This window comes from Protofrankia sp. CiP3 (assembly GCF_917627345.1).
Taxonomy (GTDB): domain Bacteria; phylum Actinomycetota; class Actinomycetes; order Frankiales; family Frankiaceae; genus Protofrankia.
The window spans coordinates 16,478-36,624 of sequence record NZ_CAKJTM010000016.1; the positions used below are offsets into that span (position 1 = coordinate 16,478).

A 20,147-nucleotide genomic window follows, 5' to 3' on the forward strand; every position below is an offset into this window, starting at 1 on the left:
CGGCCGGCTCCGGCCCGGGGCTCCCGAACCCGCCCTTGGCTGAGGGTGACGCCCGCCCGGCGAAATACCTCGTCGACGGTCCGGAAAACGACACCGAAGATGTCGGGAGGACGCTGTACAAACAGCACCAGCGTCCGATAACAGCGAGGAACGCCGCGATTGCTCCACGCTGTTCAACGAGGTCAAGAGCTACTCCCGAGACGGAAAAAAGGCGGCAGCAAGGCGCCATCCCTTCAGAAAAGCACCACTCGAGGAATTATCAGTATGACCCCAGAAAGACGGCTCGCGGTAACGCGATAAACAGTGGGAACAAACCGGTGAATGCATTTCTGGCCGGTGAATACAGCGGTAACGTGTAACTGTATCCGCTGGCATCGGACCCGCCAGGCAGGGCATGACCAGTGAGCATGACCGGCATAAGTGGTAGATTCTTCGGGTAGCAAGACCTTAGCGACCGAAGGCTGCGCGATCATCATGCCGTTCGCGCGGGCAGCGGCCCCGAAGGAACCCACTGTTCGCGGAAGATCGGACCGGCCCGCCGTGTCTCCCGTTACGGAGTCTGCCTCTTCTGGAGGTGTGTCCACATTCAGCTACCCGCGGCACCGACCAGCGAGTGGGCCATGGCCCGATTACCCACGAGAGCGGGCGACCGCCATGGGCACCGCATAATACCGACCACGGCATTGGCGGGTTACGCACCCCCTGGTTCGCCTCCCGCATATCAGCTGACACGGATCCGGAGGCAGGCCATACCACCCGGACCCGAGTCCTGCCAAGAAAAAACCACGGGATCATTCAGGGGGAACGGCGACCGGAGTAAGAGCGACCGGCAATAGGGGCATGACCCAAGGAACGGGGTTGGCGTGCGTGCATCGCGAGGCTGCGGAGGGAGACGCCGGAGCTACTGGGCGTCGACCGACGAGCCGGGGTACCCGTGCATCGCGCGGCGATGGACGGGGAGCGATGAAGCGAGGCGCCGCCCGGACGCCGCGAGCCGGACAGTCCTGTTGCCGGAGCCGCTAGGGGCGCTGTTTTCGCACGGCTATGATCAACAGTAGCTCTGCCCGGAGACGGGAGAAACCCGCCGTGACAATACACGCACGCTCAGGATGGGATCCGCATAAACTCCGCCAACATCACGATGCCTCGGAGCCGCTACCCGTCGAACAGCTCGCACCCGCGAACGCCGATTTCGATCTACTGTGGGCGGACGACGGGCTGGCCCGCGGGCTGGCGGAGATGACTCGTACCAAGCGGCCACGCCGCTTCCTCCCGGTGTCCGGATCCTCCCTTGACTCGGCCGCCGAGCGTTGGCTCACCGCACGGGCATGCCAGCGCCGGGCCGCCGCCGTCGGCCAGCTTGTCGACGATCCCCTCGTGCGCGGCTTTGAAGAGCGCGTCGACGCCCTGCGGCGGATGAGCGACGGCCTCGGCGGTGGCGATGTTCACGCGCTGTCCATCACCGAGCTCGGTATCACCGTCCGGCTGCTGCGGACCGGCATCCACAACGACATCCACCAAACCCGGCTGTACGCGGTCGCCGCCGAGCTGGCCCGGCTGGCTGGCTGGGCGATGTACGACGTCGGGCAGTACGGTGCCGCGCAACGCTGCTGGCTCGTGGCGCTCCGGGCCGCCCACGAGGCGGATGCGCCCGCTCTCGGCGCGAACATCCTGCGCTGTATGGCCGAACAGGCGGCGTGGTACGGGCAACCGGCCGACGCGATCACCCTGCTCCAGTCGGCCCAGGACGGCGCCCGCAGCGTGCTGAGCGCCATCGAACGGGCTGTGATCACTGCCGACCTGGCTGTCGCTCACAGCCGCACCGGTCACCATGCGGAGTCAGTGGCCGCGACCACACTCGCCTACTCGTTGATCGACGCTGTTCATCCGGACGAGAACCCTCCCTACATGTACTGGGCCGGCCGCAAGGACATCTCGTTCGCCGCTGGTGAGGCCCTGTTGTCCGGCGGCGACCCGGACGAGGCGATACCCCATTTCCAGGCGGCCCTCGACGATCTTGACGGCCTCGATGACGAGTTCCCGCGGAACCGGGTCGAGTTCCTCACCAGGCTGGGTGTCGCCCATGTCAGGACAGGCCACCCCGAGCGGGCCATCGCCCTCGGGCACGAGGCTGTCGCCCACGCGGCAACCATCGACTCCGGGATGACACGCCGCGACATCGCCCGCCTGTGCCAGGAAATCGAGCAGGCCGGGTATGCCGGCGTAGCCGCGCTGGTCGACCACGCCCGGTGCGCGCTCGGTCCGTTGACAGTGGCCGCGATGTCGTCCTGACACGATCCCCGCGACAGTTCGACGCGTCCGGTGAGCGAGCCCCGCCATGAGCGCCGGGCGCTCTGCCGCCTCCCAGCAGGCCTCCGGAACTGTTCACAGAGAACAGTTTTCAGGCTTCAATCCCGCCCACAGGACGTAGTCCGCTGTCCAGCTGACCTGTCAGGGTATGCGCATGACCTCCTTCACAGACATCGACATCCTGCGTGAGCTTGAACCCGTCGCCGCGGCCAACCTCGACCGCCACCTGGGCCTGGCCGCCGAATGGATGCCGCACGAGTACGTCCCCTGGAGCCAGGGCAGTGACTTCGACACCCTGCCGTGGGAACCGGAGCAGTCCAGGCTGTCCGACATCGCCCAGGTCGCCTTCGAGGTCGGCCTGCTCACAGAGGACAACCTGCCCAGCTACCACCATGTGATCGCGACGACCTTCGGCCGGGACGGCGCCTGGGGTACCTGGGTGCACCGTTGGACGGCGGAGGAGGGACGCCACGCCATCGCGATGCGCGACTATCTGATGGTAACCCGTGGTGTCGATCCGGTTGCCCTTGAGCGGGGCCGCATGATCCAGATGCAGCACGGGTTCGACGGCGGCGGCAAGACGCCACTGCGCGCCATCGCCTACGTGTCCTTCCAGGAGCTGGCAACACGGATCAGCCATCGCAACACGGGGCGGTTCACCCAGGACCCCGTGGCGGAGAAGCTGCTCGCCCGGGTGGCCGCCGACGAAAACCTCCACATGATCTTCTACCGGAATCTGATCAGCGCGGCGCTGGAGATTGACCCGTCCGCCACAGTGCGGGCCATCGCCGAGGAGATCGTGGCCTTCCAGATGCCCGGGACAGGCATCGAGGACTTCGACCGCAAGGCCAAGCGGATCGCCCGAGCCGGGATCTACGACCTCCGCATCCACCACGACGAGGTCGTTACGCCGCTCCTGCGGCACTGGAAGTTCTTCGACCTCGACGGCCTCGACGCGCCGGCCGAGCAGGCCCGGACGAACGTCGAGCGCTACCTTGAGGCGATCGACGCCCTCGCCCGGAAGTACGAAACGAAACGCGCGGGCGCGGGCGCGCTCGCCGCCTCCCCCGCCTGAACCCACCGCGCCACCCACCGGCCGCGGGCCACGAAGTGTGCGCGGCCGGAGTCCCGACGCCGCGGGCCGTGTGGCACAGTGATCACCAGGACTCTCCGGCGGTGCGGTGTCATGGCTGGTAGGCCGCGCGACAATGAAACGGGCACCGCTGGCACCGCACCGCACCGCACCAGTCCAACGACTACGGGAGATCTCGTGCAGCTCGGGATGATCGGCCTTGGCCGGATGGGCGCCAACCTGGTACGCCGGCTCATGCGGGACGGGCACGACTGCGTCGTCTACGACGTCAACCCAGCGGCGGTGGAGCAGCTGGAGGCCGTGGGCGCGACCGGTGCCAGCACACTCGCGGACTTCGCGGCGAAGCTCACCGTCCCCCGCGCGGCCTGGGTGATGGTCCCCGCCGGGATCACCGGCGAGACCGTGTTCGCGCTCGCTGAACACTTCGAAGCTGACGACGTCATCCTCGATGGCGGCAACTCCTACTACCGCGACGATGTGGACCGGGCCGCCGAGCTCGCCGGCCGGGGCATCCACTACGTCGACGTCGGCACCTCCGGGGGGGTCTTCGGGCTGGAACGCGGTTTCTGCCTGATGATCGGAGGTGAGCGTGACGTCGTGTCCCGCCTCGAGCCGCTGTTCGCCACGATCGCTCCGGGGCTGACGACGGCACCGCGCACGCCGGGCCGCGCCGGTGCACCGACCCAGGCCGAAAAGGGCTACCTGCACTGCGGGCCGAACGGGGCCGGGCACTTCGTGAAGATGGTCCACAACGGCATCGAATACGGGATGATGGGCGCCTTCGCCGAGGGGATGGCCATCCTGAACAAGGCCGGCATCGGCCGGGAACACACCGGCGAGCATGACGCCGAAACCACCCCGCTGGCGCACCCCGAGTACTACCAGTACGACATCGACACCGCGGAGGTGGCCGAGGTGTGGCGCCGGGGCAGCGTGGTCAGTTCCTGGCTGCTGGATCTGACGGCGGCGGCGCTCGTCGAGGATCCCAAGCTGGCGTCGTTCAGCGGCCGGGTGTCGGACTCCGGCGAGGGCCGCTGGACGGTACTCGCCGCGGTGGAGGAAGGTGTGCCCGCCCATGTGCTCACCGCCTCGCTGTACGAACGGTTCTCCTCGCGTGGCGAGGCCCTGTACGCGGACAAACTGCTGTCGGCCATGCGCAGGCAGTTCGGCGGTCACACGGAAAAGCCGGCCGGCTGATCCGGCCAGGCTAAAATGTCGGATCCGTGCCCGGCCACGCGGCCGGATGGCCGGAACCGGCAGGCGCTCCACGCCGGTGCGCTCCCGCCCGCCGCGCGAGGCTACTTGCCGAGCGACGCCGCGTCGCCCATGACGATCAGCGGCCGGCTGGCGGGCGACAGCCAGGCGAGAATGGCGACGATTCCCTCTCTCGTCACGGCGACGCACCCCTGGGTAGCGCAATTGTGATCAACATGTAGCCAGATACCGCCGCCGGCCGCCGTACCGAGCGGGCGCTTGGGGTCTGACGGGGGGTAGCCGGGCATCCGGTTGTAGTCAATCGCTACCACGTAGTCGAACGCGACCGCCATGTCCGGCTCACCGGTCTGGTAGTAGGACGGTCGGTACTCATATGGCATCAGCGTGCCCGGATCGGGCTGACGCCCGCCCGTGGCCGTCAGTGTGAACACACCCACGGGGCTGCACAGATCACCATCGTAGTGATTCAGGGACCAGCCGTTTGCCCCGTTGCGGCCGGCAAGCGGAGCCGCGACCCGAGTCCACCCTGCGCATCCATCGGTGCGCTGCCACAGAGTGACCGTGTTCGTCGTGGCCGTCTGGTCGGGCGCTGAGACCACAATCACCTGGCGGTTCACGTCGGCGATCCGCTCGGACATCTCCGCGCCAAGATCAAAAATCGTCACATACATCATCCGACCGTCCCTGCCTCCCCTCCGCAGCCTGAGGTGCCTGGTTCAGGCACATGTAACGCGCCAATGGCGTCTTCGACAAGTGCCGTGGTCAACTCGGTGGCCTCCCGGAGCGGGCTCATCCGTCAGCGGCAATGAAAGGACAGCTCCGCCCCCGGGGCTTGTCCCGGTCGGTGAGCCGATCGGGACGGCCTGCCACCCTGCCGGTACGTTCACGTACTTCACGCCCATCCAGGATGGAACGGAGAAAATCACACGTACGGTTGCTACCGATCACAACAGCCGGAAACCGGTTGTTTGTTTTTGGTACGAACAAACAACGTGAAAACACCGGCGCATCCGAACGCACCGCCAGGAACGGTCGGCGTATGCGGTTCGTGACGACTTTCGCGGTCCACGCCTGGTGATCTTGGCCTCGCGGGCCGCGCCGCCCCACATCGCGGCGCAGCGACGTGAGAGCCGCGGTGGACCGCCGCCGGGAGGTCGAGGGGGCCTGACGCCGTGGTCGTCGGAGGCGGTAAGTTGGTCTGGAACTCGGTCAGCGCCGCTCTGTCAAGATGTGGAGCGTCCGGGAACAGCCTGTTGCCGGGCGCTCGTGGCCGAGGGCAGGCGCATCAAGCGAGAGGGGATCTCCCAGTGGGCTCCGTCAAGGCCGCACGTCGACCGATCTAGGGCGTGTCTGATGGATGTTGGTCAATGTGGGCGATGATCCATCAGACACGCCCTGGCCGGGCCACCCGCGAGGGGCTGACTCGGCGTCGTTCTCGTGTGTGACGGCTTGCCGCCAGCTGCCGGCTACTTTCCAGTGACGGAGGTCTTTTCCCGTGGATTACCTTTCCCGCATGTTCGCCCGGACACTTCGCGACGATCCCGCCGAGGCTGAGACAGCCAATCACAAGCTGCTCGTTCGTGGCGGGTACGTCCGGAAGGTCGCTTCCGGCATCTACACCTACCTTCCGCTCGGGCTTCGTGTTCTCCGCAAGGTCGAGGAGATCGTGCGCGAGGAAATGACCGCCGCCGGCTGTCAGGAAATACTGATGCCGGCACTGCTGTCTCGCGAGCTGTGGGAACGGACCGGCAGATGGGCCGACTATGGCGACCTGATGTTCCGGGTGGCAGACCGCAAGGGAGCGGAGTTCTGCCTTGCTCCCACGCACGAAGAGCTGGTGACCAGCCTGATCGCACATGAGATCAGCAGCTACCGAAACCTGCCGCTGAGCGTGTACCAGATTCAGACCAAGTACCGGGATGAGTTGCGGCCGAGGTCCGGCCTCATTCGCGCTCGTGACTTCATCATGAAGGACGCGTACAGCTTCCACCCGGACCTGGACTCGCTCCGTGCCACATACAACGTGATGCACGACGCCTACGAGCGTGTGTTCACCCGCTGCGGCCTTCGTTTCCGGGCGGTGGAGGCGCAGGCCGGCGAGATCGGCGGGGATGTGAACCACGAGTTCATGGCTCCGAGCGAGATCGGCGAGGATCTGTTCGTCTATGCGCCCAACGGCAGTTATGCCGCGAACATGGAGGCTGCTTCCGGTCAGCGGCCCATCGCGGTGGAGCCTGGGACACAGCCGCTCCAGCGGCTCCACACGCCGGGCGTTCCAGGAGTCGAGGAACTCGCCGCGCATCTGGACCTGCCGGCGAGCCGGATTCTGAAATGTGTCCTGTACAAGATTCCGCGCTCCGGCGGCGGACAGGATCAGATCGTAGCTGTCCTCTGTCCGGGTGACCGTGAGATCAACGAGTACAAGCTCACGGCGATTCTCGGAGCGGCGCCTGTCCTCCTCGGTGAGAGCGACTTCGCGGCGAACCCCGGCCTGGTTCGCGGGTACGTCGGGCCGCAGGGGCTTGCGGCCCACGTCAGCCGGATTGTCGCGGATCATCATATAGCGGCTGGCCGCGACTGGTGCACCGGGGCAAACGAAGCCGACTATCACGTGACTGGCTGCAACCAGGGACGCGACTTCGAGCCGGACGAATACGCGGACGTGACCAATGCCCGGTCAGGTGACCCCTCGCCGGACGGCACAGGCCCGCTCGCGGTCGAGCGGTCGGTCGAAATCGGCCACATCTTCCAGCTCGGCACCAGGTATTCCGTGCCTCTTGCCGCGACATTTCTTGATGACAACGGCAAGGACGCGCCCATGGTGATGGGCTGCTATGGCATCGGCATCAGCCGGATTCTTTCGGTTGTTATCGAGCAGCACCATGACGAGAATGGGATTGTGTGGCCGGCGGCGCTTGCTCCGTATGACGTCGAAGTGATTCCGCTGGGCCGGAAGCTCGATTGGGAGATCGTCAGCTCGGTCACCGGACCGCTGGCGGCGGAGGGGCTTGACGTCCTCGTGGACGACCGGACCGGGAATTCCGCCGGCGTGAAGTTCGCGGATGCTGATCTGCTCGGGTGCCCGGTGCAGATTGTCATAGGACGCCGCGCGGCGGAAGGAATCGTCGAGATCCGTACACGGGACCGATCGGTCGTGACCGAGGTTGAGATCACGGATCTGCCCAAGACGGTGGAACGCCTTCGCCGCGATCTGTGACCGCCGTTCTACCGCGGCCCGGCGCACTCACCTCTGCCGTCGTCCCAGCCGCTCCCACGCCACGTCGCGCGGGAGGAGCGGCCCTTTCCTCCGCTCGTGTGCTCAGCTGGCGGTGCTGTCGGTACTGGCGATGCCGTCGGTGCCGGCATCGCCGGCGGTCTGGCCCTTTGTCCCGCGCATGGTGGGGAACAGGACGACATCGCGGAGGGTCGGGGCATCGGTGAGGAGGGCAACGAAACGGTCGATGCCAATGCCGAGTCCTGACATGGGAGGCATGCCGTATTCCATCGCCTCGATGAAATCCTCCTCCATCATCATCGTCTCGTCATCGCCCGCTTCACGCAGCGCGGTCTGTTCGTCGAGACGCTGCCGCTGCTCCACCGGATCAATCAGCTCGGAGTAGGCCTTGACGATCTCCCAACCATTGACCACGACCTGGAAGCTGTCGAGCTGGGTTGGGTCGGAGTCGCTACGCCGCGCCAGCGGGACCAGCTCGGCGGGGTGGTGCAGCAGGAAGCACGGCTGGATGAGATCGGGACGAACCGTCTTCTTGTACAGCAGATCGACCAGGCCCGCGTACGACGGCGCCGCACCGACATCCAGACCAAGTCCGGCGACCCGCTCACGCAACGCCGGAAGGTCACGCACCACTCTCAGGTCGATCCCGGTCCGGCGGGCCACCTCGGTCCGATAGTCGACCTCGGGCCAGCCGGCACCGAAGTCGAGCTTTGTGCCCCCGTAGGTGATGGTGCGGCTACCGATGACGTCGTCAAGAACAGTAATGATCATTTCTCGGACGAAAGCCATGTTGTCGCGGTAGTCCCAGTACGCCGCGTACCACTCGAGCATGGTGAACTCCTGGAGGTGCGAGGAGTCCATGCCCTCGTTGCGGAAGTTACGGCCGATCTCAAAGACGCGGTCGAAGCCGCCGACCACGACGCGCTTGAGGAGCGTCTCGGGGGAAATCCGGAGATAGAAGTCCTCGCCGAGGGTGTTGTGCCGGGTCACGAACGGGCGGGCAGCGGCGCCCGACGCCGCCTCCTGCAAGATCGGCGTCTCCACCTCAAGGAAGTCGTTGTCTTCCAGGAAACGACGAATGCTCCGAATGATCCTGATGCGGGTCTCGAACCGCTCCCGTGACTCGGCGTTGACAAGAAGATCCAGGTAGCGGCGCCGGTAGCGGGCCTCCACATTGGACATCCCCGCCCACTTGTCCGGGAGCGCCCGCGCCGTGCGATTGAGCACGGTCAGCTCGGATACGGCAACGGTGCGCTCACCCTTGCGGGTGGTGTACATCTGTCCCGCGACGCCCGCAAAGTCACCGATCTTGACAGACCGGGACCACTCCTTGACGGTTTCCTCGCCGAGGTCGTTACGGGACAGCGAGACCTGGACGCGGCCCGACCTGTCCTGGAGGTGACCGAACACGAGGCCGCCCATGCGCCGCCACAGCATGATACGGCCGGCGAGCCTGACGGCGGTGCCATCAGGCGCCTGCCTGGCGGCGGCAGCCAGCGAGTCCGCGCGGTATCCGGACTGAGGCCCCGTGACGCCGGGCTGCTCCGTTGACATGGTCACACCTTCTCGAGCGGGATCGGTACGAAAACGGACGGTAAGCGCCACGAGGAAAATGCCGGTAGCGGCGCGGTCGTCGGTCTGGCGGGCATCCCCAGCCTACCGACCGAAGCCACCGGCCACGTACTACCCAACCGGTAGTCACAGTTGTCCGGCGCACGGCCTGTCACGGCATCGACAGCAGGCCGTGCGCGCGGCAATCGACGGCGGCTCAGCCGTTGTCCGTGACCGGAAGGTAGATCCGCCCGCCGCTGGCGGTGAACTCCTCGGCCTTCTCCCGCATACCCGCCTCGAGGGCCTCGGCTGTCTCCAGCCCGTGGTCGGCGGCGTACTTGCGCACGTCCTGGCTGATCCGCATCGAGCAGAAATGAGGGCCACACATGGAACAGAAATGAGCCGATTTGGCCGGCGCCGCGGGCAGCGTCTCGTCATGGAACGCCTGCGCGGTCTCCGGATCGAGCGCGAGATGGAACTGGTCAGCCCAACGGAAGTCGAACCGGGCGTCGGAAAGCGCGTCATCCCATGCCTGAGCTCCCGGATGGCCCTTGGCCAGATCCGCCGCGTGGGCGGCGATCTTGTAAGCGATCACGCCGGCCTTGACGTCGTCGCGGTCGGGAAGCCCGAGATGTTCCTTGGGCGTGACGTAGCAGAGCATCGCCGTGCCGTACCAGCCGATCATCGCGGCGCCGATCGCGGAGGTGATGTGATCGTAGCCTGGCGCGATGTCCGTGGTCAGTGGCCCAAGGGTGTAGAAGGGCGCGTCATGGCACAGTTCGCTCTGCAGCTCCACATTCTCTTTGATCTTGTGCATGGGGACGTGCCCCGGGCCCTCAATCATGACCTGGACGTCGTGCTCCCAGGCCACCGAGGTGAGCTCCCCCAGCGTGGCCAGCTCCGCGAGCTGGGCGGCGTCATTGGCGTCCGCGATCGATCCGGGCCGCAGACCGTCCCCGAGAGAGAATGTGACGTCGTAGGCCCGCAGGATCTCGCACAGTTCGGCGAAGTGCGTGTACAGGAAGTTCTCCTGGTGGTGAGCCAGACACCAGGCCGCGAGAATCGAACCGCCGCGGGAGACGATCCCGGTCCTGCGCCGCGCGGTCAGCGGAACGTAACGCAACAGCACCCCGGCGTGGACGGTCATGTAGTCCACACCCTGCTCGCACTGTTCGACCACGGTGTCCCGATAGACCTCCCAGGACAGCTCCTCGGCCTTGCCGCCGACTTTTTCCAGCGCCTGATAGATCGGTACGGTCCCGATCGGGACCGGCGAGTTCCGAATGATCCACTCCCGGGTCGTGTGGATGTCACGCCCGGTGGACAGATCCATGACGGTGTCGGCACCCCAGCGGGTCGCCCACACCATCTTGTCGACCTCCTCCTCGATGGACGAGGCCACCGCCGAATTCCCGATGTTCGCATTGATTTTCACCAACAATGCCCGGCCGATCGCCATCGGCTCGGACTCCGGATGATTGATGTTCGCCGGTAGCACCGCCCGTCCAGCCGCGATCTCCGCGCGTACGGTCTCGACCGGCAGGCCCTCGCGCAACGCCACAAACCGCATCTCCCGCGTGATTTCGCCGCGGCGCGCATAGGCCAGCTGAGTGACGGCACGCCCCGGCCGGGCCCGGCGAGATGACCGACCGCCCAGGCCGTCGCCAACGCCAACCACGGGCTCCGTGCCCTGGCCGATCTCGGTTTCCCGGACGAACGCGCGGTTGTGGACGGTCTCGGTGTCCGCGCGGTCCGCAATCCAGGTGTCCCGCAGCGGCGCCAGGCCCCGGCGCACGTCGGTGACCTGATCGGCGTCGGTGTACGGACCGGAAGTGTCATACAGAATGACGCTGTCACCCGTGGACAGAACAACCTCACGCATAGGTACACGCAGGCCGTCCGCGGAACCGGCCAGATAGGTTTTGCGGCTGCCCGGCAGCGGACCGGACGTGACCGGCGCGAATTCCCCGGTGGGCGCGGTTTTCCCCTTGGGCACGGTTTTTCCAGCGGGTATGGTTTTTCCAGTGGGCACGGTTTTCCCGGTGGACGCGGCGGCGGATACCGGCGCGGGAATCATGGCGGATCGGTCAACAGGTGGCACCACGGTGATGGCTCCCTACGCCGGCATTACCCGGACAGGTTCGGCGGTCGGCGGCACCCGGGTGTGACCCCAGCCGCCCTCTCAGCCCCCTTGTGGCGGAAGCTCCCGCGCTGGCATTGGATGAGCTGACGTTTGATCGTCGGATGAGCTGACATTGGATGAGCTGACGTTCGATGCGACGGTACGGCAGCCCGGACGCTGCCGCCACCCGATCGGCGAAACAACCGCCGATGACCGCTGAATGTGCCGCAGCGTCACACAATGCGGACGTCAGGTGAGATGTATTCCGCGGACGGGTATGCACCTCGGGTCGGCATGCGCATCGCCGTCACGGTGCCAGCCAGGCCGGCCGTCCTCTTCCGCCGGGAGCAAAGATGATCCTGCTGCCATTGCTGTTTCTCTTTCTCGGGATCTTCATCGTCGGACTTGTCCGCGACTGGCGGGATGACACGACACCCGCCACGGGCGATGCGGGCGGTCCGCGGCCGGACAGCCGGCGGCCTCAATAGGTCAGTGCACCACGTGTTCACACCGGACGGCTCGTGATGGATCGGCGCGACCTGATCATGCTCATGTACCGTCGTGGTCGGGCTCATTTTCCGGTCAGCGACCGACATCGACGATACCGGGACCGGGAAATCCACCGTCGAGTGCCTCGGGTGTTCCGCACATGTACACGACCTGCGCCACGTCCACATCGGCGGCCAGTTCACGCAGTACCGCGACGACTCCGGCATCCGGATCGATCAGGCCGACGCCCCGGCGGGCATACTGACGGCCCAGTTCGGCGGACGCCATTCCCCCACCGAAATCAGCTCCGCCGGATTCGCTGCCGGACGAGCCCCACGGACCCCAGTCAAGTGAGACGACACGGCCGTGAAAACGTCTCGCCCAGGCATGGGCACAGGTGTCAAGAGCATCATTGGCCGCGGCGTAGTCGGCCTGGCCCGGGTTACCGAACACGCCGGACACGCTGCCGAACAACACCAAAAAATCAAGATCATGACGCAGTGCGTCGACAAGCGCCCGAGCGCTCTCAACCTTTGTCGTGAAGACGCGGTCGAACAGCTCCGGCGTCTTGTCCCGGACCAGTTTGTCCGCAACACTCCCGGCGCCATGTACAACCCCGTCGATCCTGCCGCGATCGGCGTAAACCGCCGCCACTACCTGGCGCAGCGCCTCGGTATCCCGGACGTCCACGGCGTGGTATCGAACATAGGAGGCGGTCCGCGTGAGAGCCGCGACGGTGGCCCGCACCTCCCGCTCCGCCAGCAACCGGGCGACCGTGGCCTCGATCTCGGCCGGTCGGCACAGGCCCGCGTCGATCAGGGTTCGGCGCAACCGCGGCGCGTCCGGCGCGGCGGCTGTCGCCGGGTCCTCCGGTACGGCCGGCAGGACAGTTCGGCCGATCAGTTCGATCCCGCAGCCGGTGGCACGGGCGAGCGCCAGCGCCACCCTGGCGGTGATACCGCGGGCACCGCCGGTCAGCAGCACGACCGAGTCCCGGCCGAGTGCGGGTACACCCACGCCGGTCGAGGAAAGCTGCGCGGGCACCACCCGCGGGGCCGAGCGGATCCCGTGACGGTAGCCGACCACGACCGGGGCATCCGGTGTGAGGATCTCGGTGAGCAGGTATTCGGCGAGCTGGACGGGAGCCTCCTTGGGGTCGAGGTCCACCGCCCGGACGAGCGTCCGCGGCGCCTCCCGCGCGACTGTGCGGGCCAGCCCGGCTATCCCGACGCTCGGACCAGGTTCATCGGTCGCGGACCGGCCGAAGCTGCCGCCGCTGCCGGTCGCGATGACAAGGCGGCGGGTACCGCTCGCGACCGCGGCTTTGATCGGGCCGAACGCGGTGGGCAGGGCCGGGGGGGCGTCCCGGTCCACCGGCGACACCCACAGGACACCGTCCGCCCCGACACCGCTCGCGAGCTGATCAGCAAGCGACCCATCAGCGGCGGAGAACATCCGCACGGTCGCGCCGTGCCGCTCCAGCATGGTCGTCAGAGCCAGCCCGATTCCCAGGCCGCCCTCGACGACGGCGAAGCGGGCGCCCGACAGCGCCCCCGCCCCATGGCCGGTCCCGACCGCGGCAAGAGCGTCCGCGAGCGACGGCAGCGGCAGCGGAACCACGTCGACAACGAACCGCCGCAGCGAAGCGGCGCCTGGCCGCTCACGTTCGGCATTCGCCAGCAGCCTGCTCGGATCGATGTAGACGGTATCGACGTCAACGCTGGAACCGGTGTTCGCCGTCGGCGGCACCGCTGCGCCAGCGGGCCCGACCGCCGGATTCGCCGCGCCAGCGTCGAGACCCGGCCGGGTGACGATCCAGTCAACGATCCCGCGGACGGTCCTGGCCCGCGCCAGCTCCTCGAGCATCGTGGCGGCGGTGGCGGCAGTGGCGGCGCCTCCCAGCAGGCCGGCACGCGCGGTCAGCGTCCCCAGGATCTCCGCCCTTCTGCTCGAATCGATACCCAGATCAGACTCAAGATCCAAATCGGGCTCCAGGATGTCCGCCGGACAGCCCGTGGCCACGCGGATCACCTCCAGTACGAGCGCCAGGACCGCGGGCGGATCCAGCGCCGGCAGCTGCGCAGGCGCCCTCGTGCCCGCACCGGCGCCACGGGGCTCGGCCGGCCCTGGCTGGGCGGGTACCAACGCCGGACGCCCCGGAAGGGGAACAGCGGGAGCGGCTGGTTCCCGGGCCGGCTCCACCGCGTTGCGCTCTCCCGCCACGGCCGCCGTACCGAGGCAGCCGAGCATGACGTCACGTTGGGCGGTGACCAGATCCCGGGTGGCGCGCAGGAACTCGATCATAGTCGCGTTCGTGGCGGCTTCCCGCGGTGCGCTGTTTCCTGCCAGCGCCGCTGCCGCTGGTGTCACCACTGCCGCTACGGGCGCTGATGCCGCTGGTATCACGGGCGGTACCGCCGGCGGCGATGCCAGCGCCGGCACCGCCAGGGGTGAGGACAGCGGCCGGGCGGCCGGGACCGCCGACAGGGTGGGCTCGCCGCCCGCCAGCCGTGGCGGTTCACCGGCGGGGCGCAGCCCGCCCGGCAGACAACGTCCGTCGGACGTCCGCACCAGGTGGCCGTCGACCAGCCAACCGGGCCGGCGTGGGCAGTTCGCGGCCGAGACCGTACGCACGTCCCGCCCGGCGAACAGCGGCGCCGTATCCATTGTGACACCCGCCGCGGCAAGCTCGGCGAGCGCGAGCAGCAACCGGCGCAACCCGTGTTCACCGGGAACGTCCGTAGCGACGGCGGTGTGCGGCCGACCGGCGAGGATCCGACCGGTCAGCCTCGTGAGCGCCTGCCCCGGCCCGACCTCCACGAAGATCCGTACACCGGCCGCGTACATCGCCTCGATCTGATCGACGAATCGGACAGGGCCCGCAACCTGCTCCGCAAGCGTCCGCCGGACCGCATCGGCGCCCCGCTCATACGGCCGTGCCGTGGTGTTTGACCAGACCGGGACCATCGACTCACCAACCGCGGCCTTGTCCAGCTCGGCGCCGAACGCGCTGACCGCGCCCGCGACCATCGGGCTGTGGAACGCGCACGCCACCGGGATCCGCCGGGCTGTCAGCCCAGCTGCCAGCAGGCGGCGCACAGCGACGTCGACCGCGTCCGCCGGACCGGAGATCACGGTCTGTTCCGGCGCGTCGCGATTGGCGATCACGACATCGGCCAGCTCCGCCCCACCGGCGGCCAGCACCTCCTGAACAGGCCCGGCGGCGGCGGCCACCGCGGCCATCGTCCCCAGATCGTCGGTCCGCGCGAAACCGCTGGCGGCATCCAGGATGGCAGCCGCCCGCGCCGCGCTGAGCAACAGAAGATCATCAATGTCGATGATGCCAGCCGCGCACAGGGCGACCAGCTCGCCGTAGCTGTGGCCGCCGAGGTGGTCGGGATGGACCCCGAGCCCGGTGAGGATCTCGTTCATGGCAAGCCCCGCCATCCCGAGAACCGGTTGCGCCGTACGTGTATCGGTGATCGCCTCCTGCTGGGCGGCCGCGTCCGCACGGGTGAAGGCGGCCGGCGGGAACATCGCCTTCACCCACTTCTCACCACGTTCGAGCAGGTGCCGCAGACGCGGGAAGGCCACGAACACATCCGCCAGCATCCCGGGCCGCTGGCTGCCCTGACCGGGGAAGAGAAAGGCAACCTGCCCGCGTCGATCCGGGTCACCGGCCGGCCCGGAGCCGGTCGGATCAGCCGTCCCGGCATCGGCATCGGGCGCGGGCGCGGGCGCGGGCGCAACGAAGATCCCCGCCTTCGGGTCATGCTCGAATGCCCGCGCACGCCGCACCAGGTCGGGCAGGTCATCGAGGGTGGCCGCGACGAAGGCCACCTGAACTGTCCCACCGCGCCTGCGCGCGACCGCCGCGGCCAGGTCACGCAGTTCCCAGGGCCGCCCGGCGCCATCGTTGATCATAATGAGTTCGGCGAGCTTGTCCAGGGTGCGGCCAGCCGCGATCCGGTCGGTACCTCGCACGACAAAAAGCTCCGCCGGCCATGGGCGCAAGCCGTGCGCGGGCTCGGGCCCACCGTCGTAGGCCGACAGCACCACATGGAAGTTCGTCCCACCGAAACCGAACGCGGACACACCGGCGTGCCGGCGTGACGCGGGCGCTGCCCACGGACGAGCCCCCGTGTCAAAGAAGAACGGGCTGCTCGCCGCGTCCCAGTAGGGATTCGGCTGGCTGAGGTTCACCGCCGGCGGCCGCACACCGGTCTCCAGCGCCTTCACGGTCTTGATCAGACCGGCCAGGCCGGCGGCACACCTGGTGTGCCCGATCTGGGACTTCACCGAACCCAGGGCGCAGCTTGCCGGCGCGGCGCCATGGGCGGTGAACACCTCGGCCAGACTGGCGAGCTCCGTTCGGTCACCGACGACCGTGCCGGTCGCGTGCGCCTCGACCAGACCGACGTCGGCCGGGGAGATCCCGGCTCGGGCGTAGGCCCGTTGCATCGCCAGCACCTGGCCGGCCTTGCGCGCAGCGGTCATGCTCAGCGCCCGCCCGTCGCTCGATCCGGCCACCGCCTTGATCACGGCATTGATGCGGTCGCCGTCGCGTTCGGCGTCGGCGAGCCGTTTGAGCACGACGACAGCCACCCCCTCCCCCAGGCTGATGCCGTCGGCGGACGCGTCGAAACTGCGGGACCGGCCGGTCGGGGACAGCGCCTGGACGGAGGAGAACAGCAGGAAGTCGTGGATGCTGTTATGGGTGTCCACACCGCCACAGAGCACGAGGTCGGAGGTGCCGGCCACCAGCTCTTTGCACGCGGCGTCGAGCGCGGCCAGCGAGGATGCGCAGGCCGCGTCCACCGTGTAGTTCACCCCGCCAAGATCAAGACGGTTGGCGATCCGGCCGGCGATGACGTTGGCGAGCAGGCCGGGGAAGGAGTTCTCGTCCAGGGTGGGCAGGTGTTCGTCGAGCGCGGGCGGGACCGGGCCGACAAAGGCCGGGTAGGCGGACCGGAAGCTGTACGCGGAGGCGAGGTCGGCGCCGGGCCCGGCGCCGAACACGACCGATGTGCGCGACCGGTCAAACGGACGGTCGTCGTACCCGGCGTCGCGCAGCGCGCGGGCAGTCACCGCGAGGGCCAGCAGCTGCCCGGGGTCGATGCTGCTCAACGCCTTCGGCGGAATACCGAAACCCAGCGCGTCGAACGGCACCGGGGACAGAAACCCACCCCACTTGGACGCCACCCGCCGCCCCGCGTCGCGCGGGCCCGCGTCCGGGTCGTAGTAGAGGTTCGGGTCCCAGCGGTCGCTGGGCACCTCGGTGACCGCGTCCAGGCCGCCGACGATGTTGGCCCAGTACTCGTCCACGTCGGCGGCGCCCGGGAACACGCAGGCCATGCCGATGACGGCCACATCCAGCGGGCGGGCGGCCTCGCGGACCTGATACCGCCCGCCGGCCACGCCATGCGACCGGCCACCGCCGGGATGCGTATCGATGCCGAGCTCGGCGGCCCTGGCGGCCAGCGCATGGGTCGCGCCCTCGGTGACCTGGGCGTGCAGGACGCCCACCGTGGTTCTCGCCGACCGCAGTGCCGCCACCTGACCAATCATGAACATGCCCTCATGACGCTGGGCCTCGGTGTCGACGGCGACCAGCCGGTCGCGTACCCGACGCGTCCCCTTGCTTGCAATCCGCAACCGACCAAGGCTGAAACGCTCCAGTTCCTCCCATACCTGTGTGCGGGTCAGTCCCCGCTGGAGCAGTTCGGCCTTGCGTTCGGCAAAGGCATGCACAAAATCCGATGGCGCGCACCGGGCCGCGTGCCCCGGCGAGGCCGCCAGCAGCACGGTCCGCTCGCAGTCCAGCGCGGCCTGCTGGAACCCGGGCAGAATCGCCCCTGAGTCAACCGCCTCGGCGGTGAACAGATACGCGGTGCCCATCAGCACCCCGATCCGGGCACCGTGCTCGGCCAGCGGGGCCGTGGCCGCCGCGACCATGGCGGCGGACCGCTCGTCGTGCACGCCGCCAGCGAACAGCACGTGCACACCCTCGAAGAACTCCGTAGCGGCCTGCTGCCCGGCTTCGTTGGCCACCCGCTCGCCGTGGGCCAGCAGCCCGGCGATCTGGGCTTCCCACAGCGGGAAGCTCGCGCGCGGGCCCACGTGGCCGCCGCACTCGTGTCCCTCAAAGACGAACTTCCGGGCACCGCTGGCGAGGAACCGGGCGAGCAGCGCCGGTGAGGGCACCTGCAGGAAGGTGTCGATACCGGCCGCTTCCAGCGGTGCTGACTGGGCAGGCCGCCCACCCGCGATCAACGCACACGGTGGACGGGCCGCGCTGACGGCCGCCAGCTGGGCAGCGCGGATCTCCGGCGGGGCGGACCCGAGGATCCCGACGCCCCAGGGCGCGCCCTCGAGCAGCGCGGCTGTCTCCGCCAGCAAAGCGGTGACCTCGGCCCCGCTCAGCAGGGCGAGGGCGAGGAACGGCAGGCCGCCGGCATCGGCAACAGCCTTGGCGAACTCGGCCCGGTCGCTGACCCGCGTCATCGGTCCCTGCGCGACCGGGAGACGCAAACCCCGGTCGGCGGCGAAGGGCGCGCCAGGAGCCAACGAGGTGAGCCGGGCGGCAGCTCCGAGATGCTCCCGGACCGCGTCCCGGACCGCCGCGACGACCCCGCCCGCGGTCACATGCCGGTCAGCGAGCGGCGCCGCGAAGGCTCCATCCTGGCCGATCGGCAGGAGCTGCGCACGCAGGTCACGGGCGCCCAACAGGCCGGCGACACCGGTCTCGTCCAGATCATGACCAGTGAGCCGGGCGGCCGGCAGGTCAGGACGGGCATAAACGCGATGCCCGGCGATGACCGTGGTCTCGCTGCCGTCCATAGCTCGGATGGCTGCGGCCACATCGGTCCGCGGTTCCATCTCCCGGACCAAGGCGAGCTGGACGTCAAGCACAACCCCGAACGCCCCACCGGCAACCGCGGCGGCGGCGGTGTGCGGGCCGATTCCCCCCGCGGCCCACACCGGCCGGTCCAGCCCGGCGTGGAGCAGATGCTGGAGCAGCGTGAAGGTGGTGAGGTCGCCGACCCGGCCACCCGACTCACAACCCCGGGCAATCAGACCGTCAGCGCCCTCCTCGATCGCTGCCCGCGCCTCGGCAACCGAGGTGACCTCGACCAGGACACGACGGTGACCGTTGGCCGCGGCGGTCACGACATCCCACCTCGCCGCGTCCCGCCCTGTCTCGACCGGGCCGGCGCCCGGGGCACGGCCGGACGGAAGGACGACGGTGTCCACCACCGGCGGCAGCTCCCCCGGCACGGTCGCACAGCCGGCGGGAACACGTACGCCGAAGGGACCGCGGGCCCAGCACGCCGTGTTGACGAGCGCGGTGCGCGCGGTGGCCGCGTCGCGCCCGAGATCGAGGACGCCGAGAGCGCCGGCCCGGGTCACGGCGGCGGCCAGCCTCGCGTCCGGCTCGGTGAACGGAGTGATGCCAATGACAAGATCTCGTTCCCGGATCCAGGGGCTTGGAGACGTGCTGGAACTCATTGGATGATCCCTCCTGACCCGGTGCCAGCCCATCAGCGCGGCGCCGCGGGCGGAACACCGACAGCTGCGTGCGGGTGGCCACAACGCGTTCGCGTCATGACCGGCCGCACGGGTTGGGCCGGGTGGTATGTCGCTGTCGAGACGGCGGCGGGTCGATACCGCGGTTGGCTGACGAACACGATGAATCCCGCGGACCGGGCCCGGATGGTGATCCCACAAACGGACAAAAGCAATGCCAGCGCAACCCGCCACACGAACAGAACCATCGCGGGCATGACCGTGACCGGTCCGGTCGTAACGGGACGAGCCTGCTGACGTTATAGCGACCATGGCACACTATGAAAAACAACAAACAATCACGTAGCTCACAACTAATGCCGTATGGCGCGACGCCGAGCAAGCGGCAGGCAAGCGGCGGTCAAGCGGAAGCCACGAGCACGACGACAAGCGGGGGCGCGGCGACAGCCACGTTCGGGGGCGCCGGTCGGCGGTGGGCCTCAGCGGCATGCGCCCACCGCCGACCGGCAGCGACCAGGATCCGTTTGGGCACGATCAGTCATTATGCCTGCCGGCCGCGGCGTCCTTCACAAGCCGCCACTTGCCGGAGCCTCGCCTCAGTGGTC

General features: G+C 68.3%; 9 protein-coding genes and 1 riboswitch. Of the genes, 5 read left to right on the plus strand and 4 right to left on the minus strand.

Going from position 1 to position 20,147, the window contains the following annotated elements:
• From MJ797_RS08580 to gnd, 4 genes are all read left to right on the plus strand, one after another.
• A partial coding sequence (locus MJ797_RS08580; protein WP_239333515.1) for a hypothetical protein occupies positions 1 to 359 on the plus strand: 359 nt, incomplete at its 5' end.
• Positions 360 to 1,086: 727 nt separating this feature from the next.
• Positions 1,087 to 2,292 carry an XRE family transcriptional regulator gene (locus tag MJ797_RS08585; protein ID WP_239333517.1) on the plus strand — a complete coding sequence of 402 codons (1,206 nt, stop codon included), beginning with the start codon at positions 1,087 to 1,089 and terminating at the stop codon, positions 2,290 to 2,292.
• Between the two features lie 172 nt (positions 2,293 to 2,464).
• A complete protein-coding gene (locus MJ797_RS08590) occupies positions 2,465 to 3,385 on the plus strand; it encodes an acyl-ACP desaturase (RefSeq protein WP_239333519.1) in 921 nt (306 codons plus the stop codon).
• A 195-nt stretch (positions 3,386 to 3,580) separates the two neighbouring features.
• Entirely contained in the window at positions 3,581 to 4,600 is a 1,020-nt protein-coding gene (gene gnd, locus MJ797_RS08595) for a phosphogluconate dehydrogenase (NAD(+)-dependent, decarboxylating) (protein ID WP_239333521.1), read from the plus strand.
• A 101-nt stretch (positions 4,601 to 4,701) separates the two neighbouring features.
• On the opposite strand, the gene MJ797_RS08600 is transcribed toward gnd, so the two are convergent.
• A complete protein-coding gene (locus tag MJ797_RS08600) occupies positions 4,702 to 5,292 on the minus strand; it encodes a L,D-transpeptidase family protein (protein ID WP_239333523.1) in 591 nt (196 codons plus the stop codon).
• An 821-nt stretch (positions 5,293 to 6,113) separates the two neighbouring features.
• Between MJ797_RS08600 and MJ797_RS08605 the strand changes: the two genes are divergently transcribed.
• Positions 6,114 to 7,835, plus strand: coding sequence for a proline--tRNA ligase (locus MJ797_RS08605; RefSeq protein WP_239333525.1), 1,722 nt, complete (start codon positions 6,114 to 6,116; stop codon positions 7,833 to 7,835).
• Positions 7,836 to 7,937: 102 nt separating this feature from the next.
• On the opposite strand, the gene lysS is transcribed toward MJ797_RS08605, so the two are convergent.
• The 3 genes from lysS to MJ797_RS08620 form a co-directional block, all read right to left on the minus strand.
• A complete protein-coding gene (gene lysS, locus MJ797_RS08610; protein WP_239333527.1) occupies positions 7,938 to 9,407 on the minus strand; it encodes a lysine--tRNA ligase in 1,470 nt (489 codons plus the stop codon).
• 214 nt (positions 9,408 to 9,621) lie between these two features.
• On the minus strand, positions 9,622 to 11,286 hold the full coding sequence (gene thiC / locus MJ797_RS08615) for a phosphomethylpyrimidine synthase ThiC (RefSeq protein ID WP_374581787.1): 1,665 nt from the start codon (positions 11,284 to 11,286) through the stop codon (positions 9,622 to 9,624).
• Between the two features lie 214 nt (positions 11,287 to 11,500).
• A riboswitch (TPP riboswitch) is annotated at positions 11,501 to 11,624 on the minus strand.
• A gap of 484 nt (positions 11,625 to 12,108) precedes the next feature.
• Positions 12,109 to 19,524 carry a type I polyketide synthase gene (locus MJ797_RS08620; protein ID WP_239333531.1) on the minus strand — a complete coding sequence of 2,472 codons (7,416 nt, stop codon included), beginning with the start codon at positions 19,522 to 19,524 and terminating at the stop codon, positions 12,109 to 12,111.
• Positions 19,525 to 20,147 lie beyond the last annotated feature (623 nt).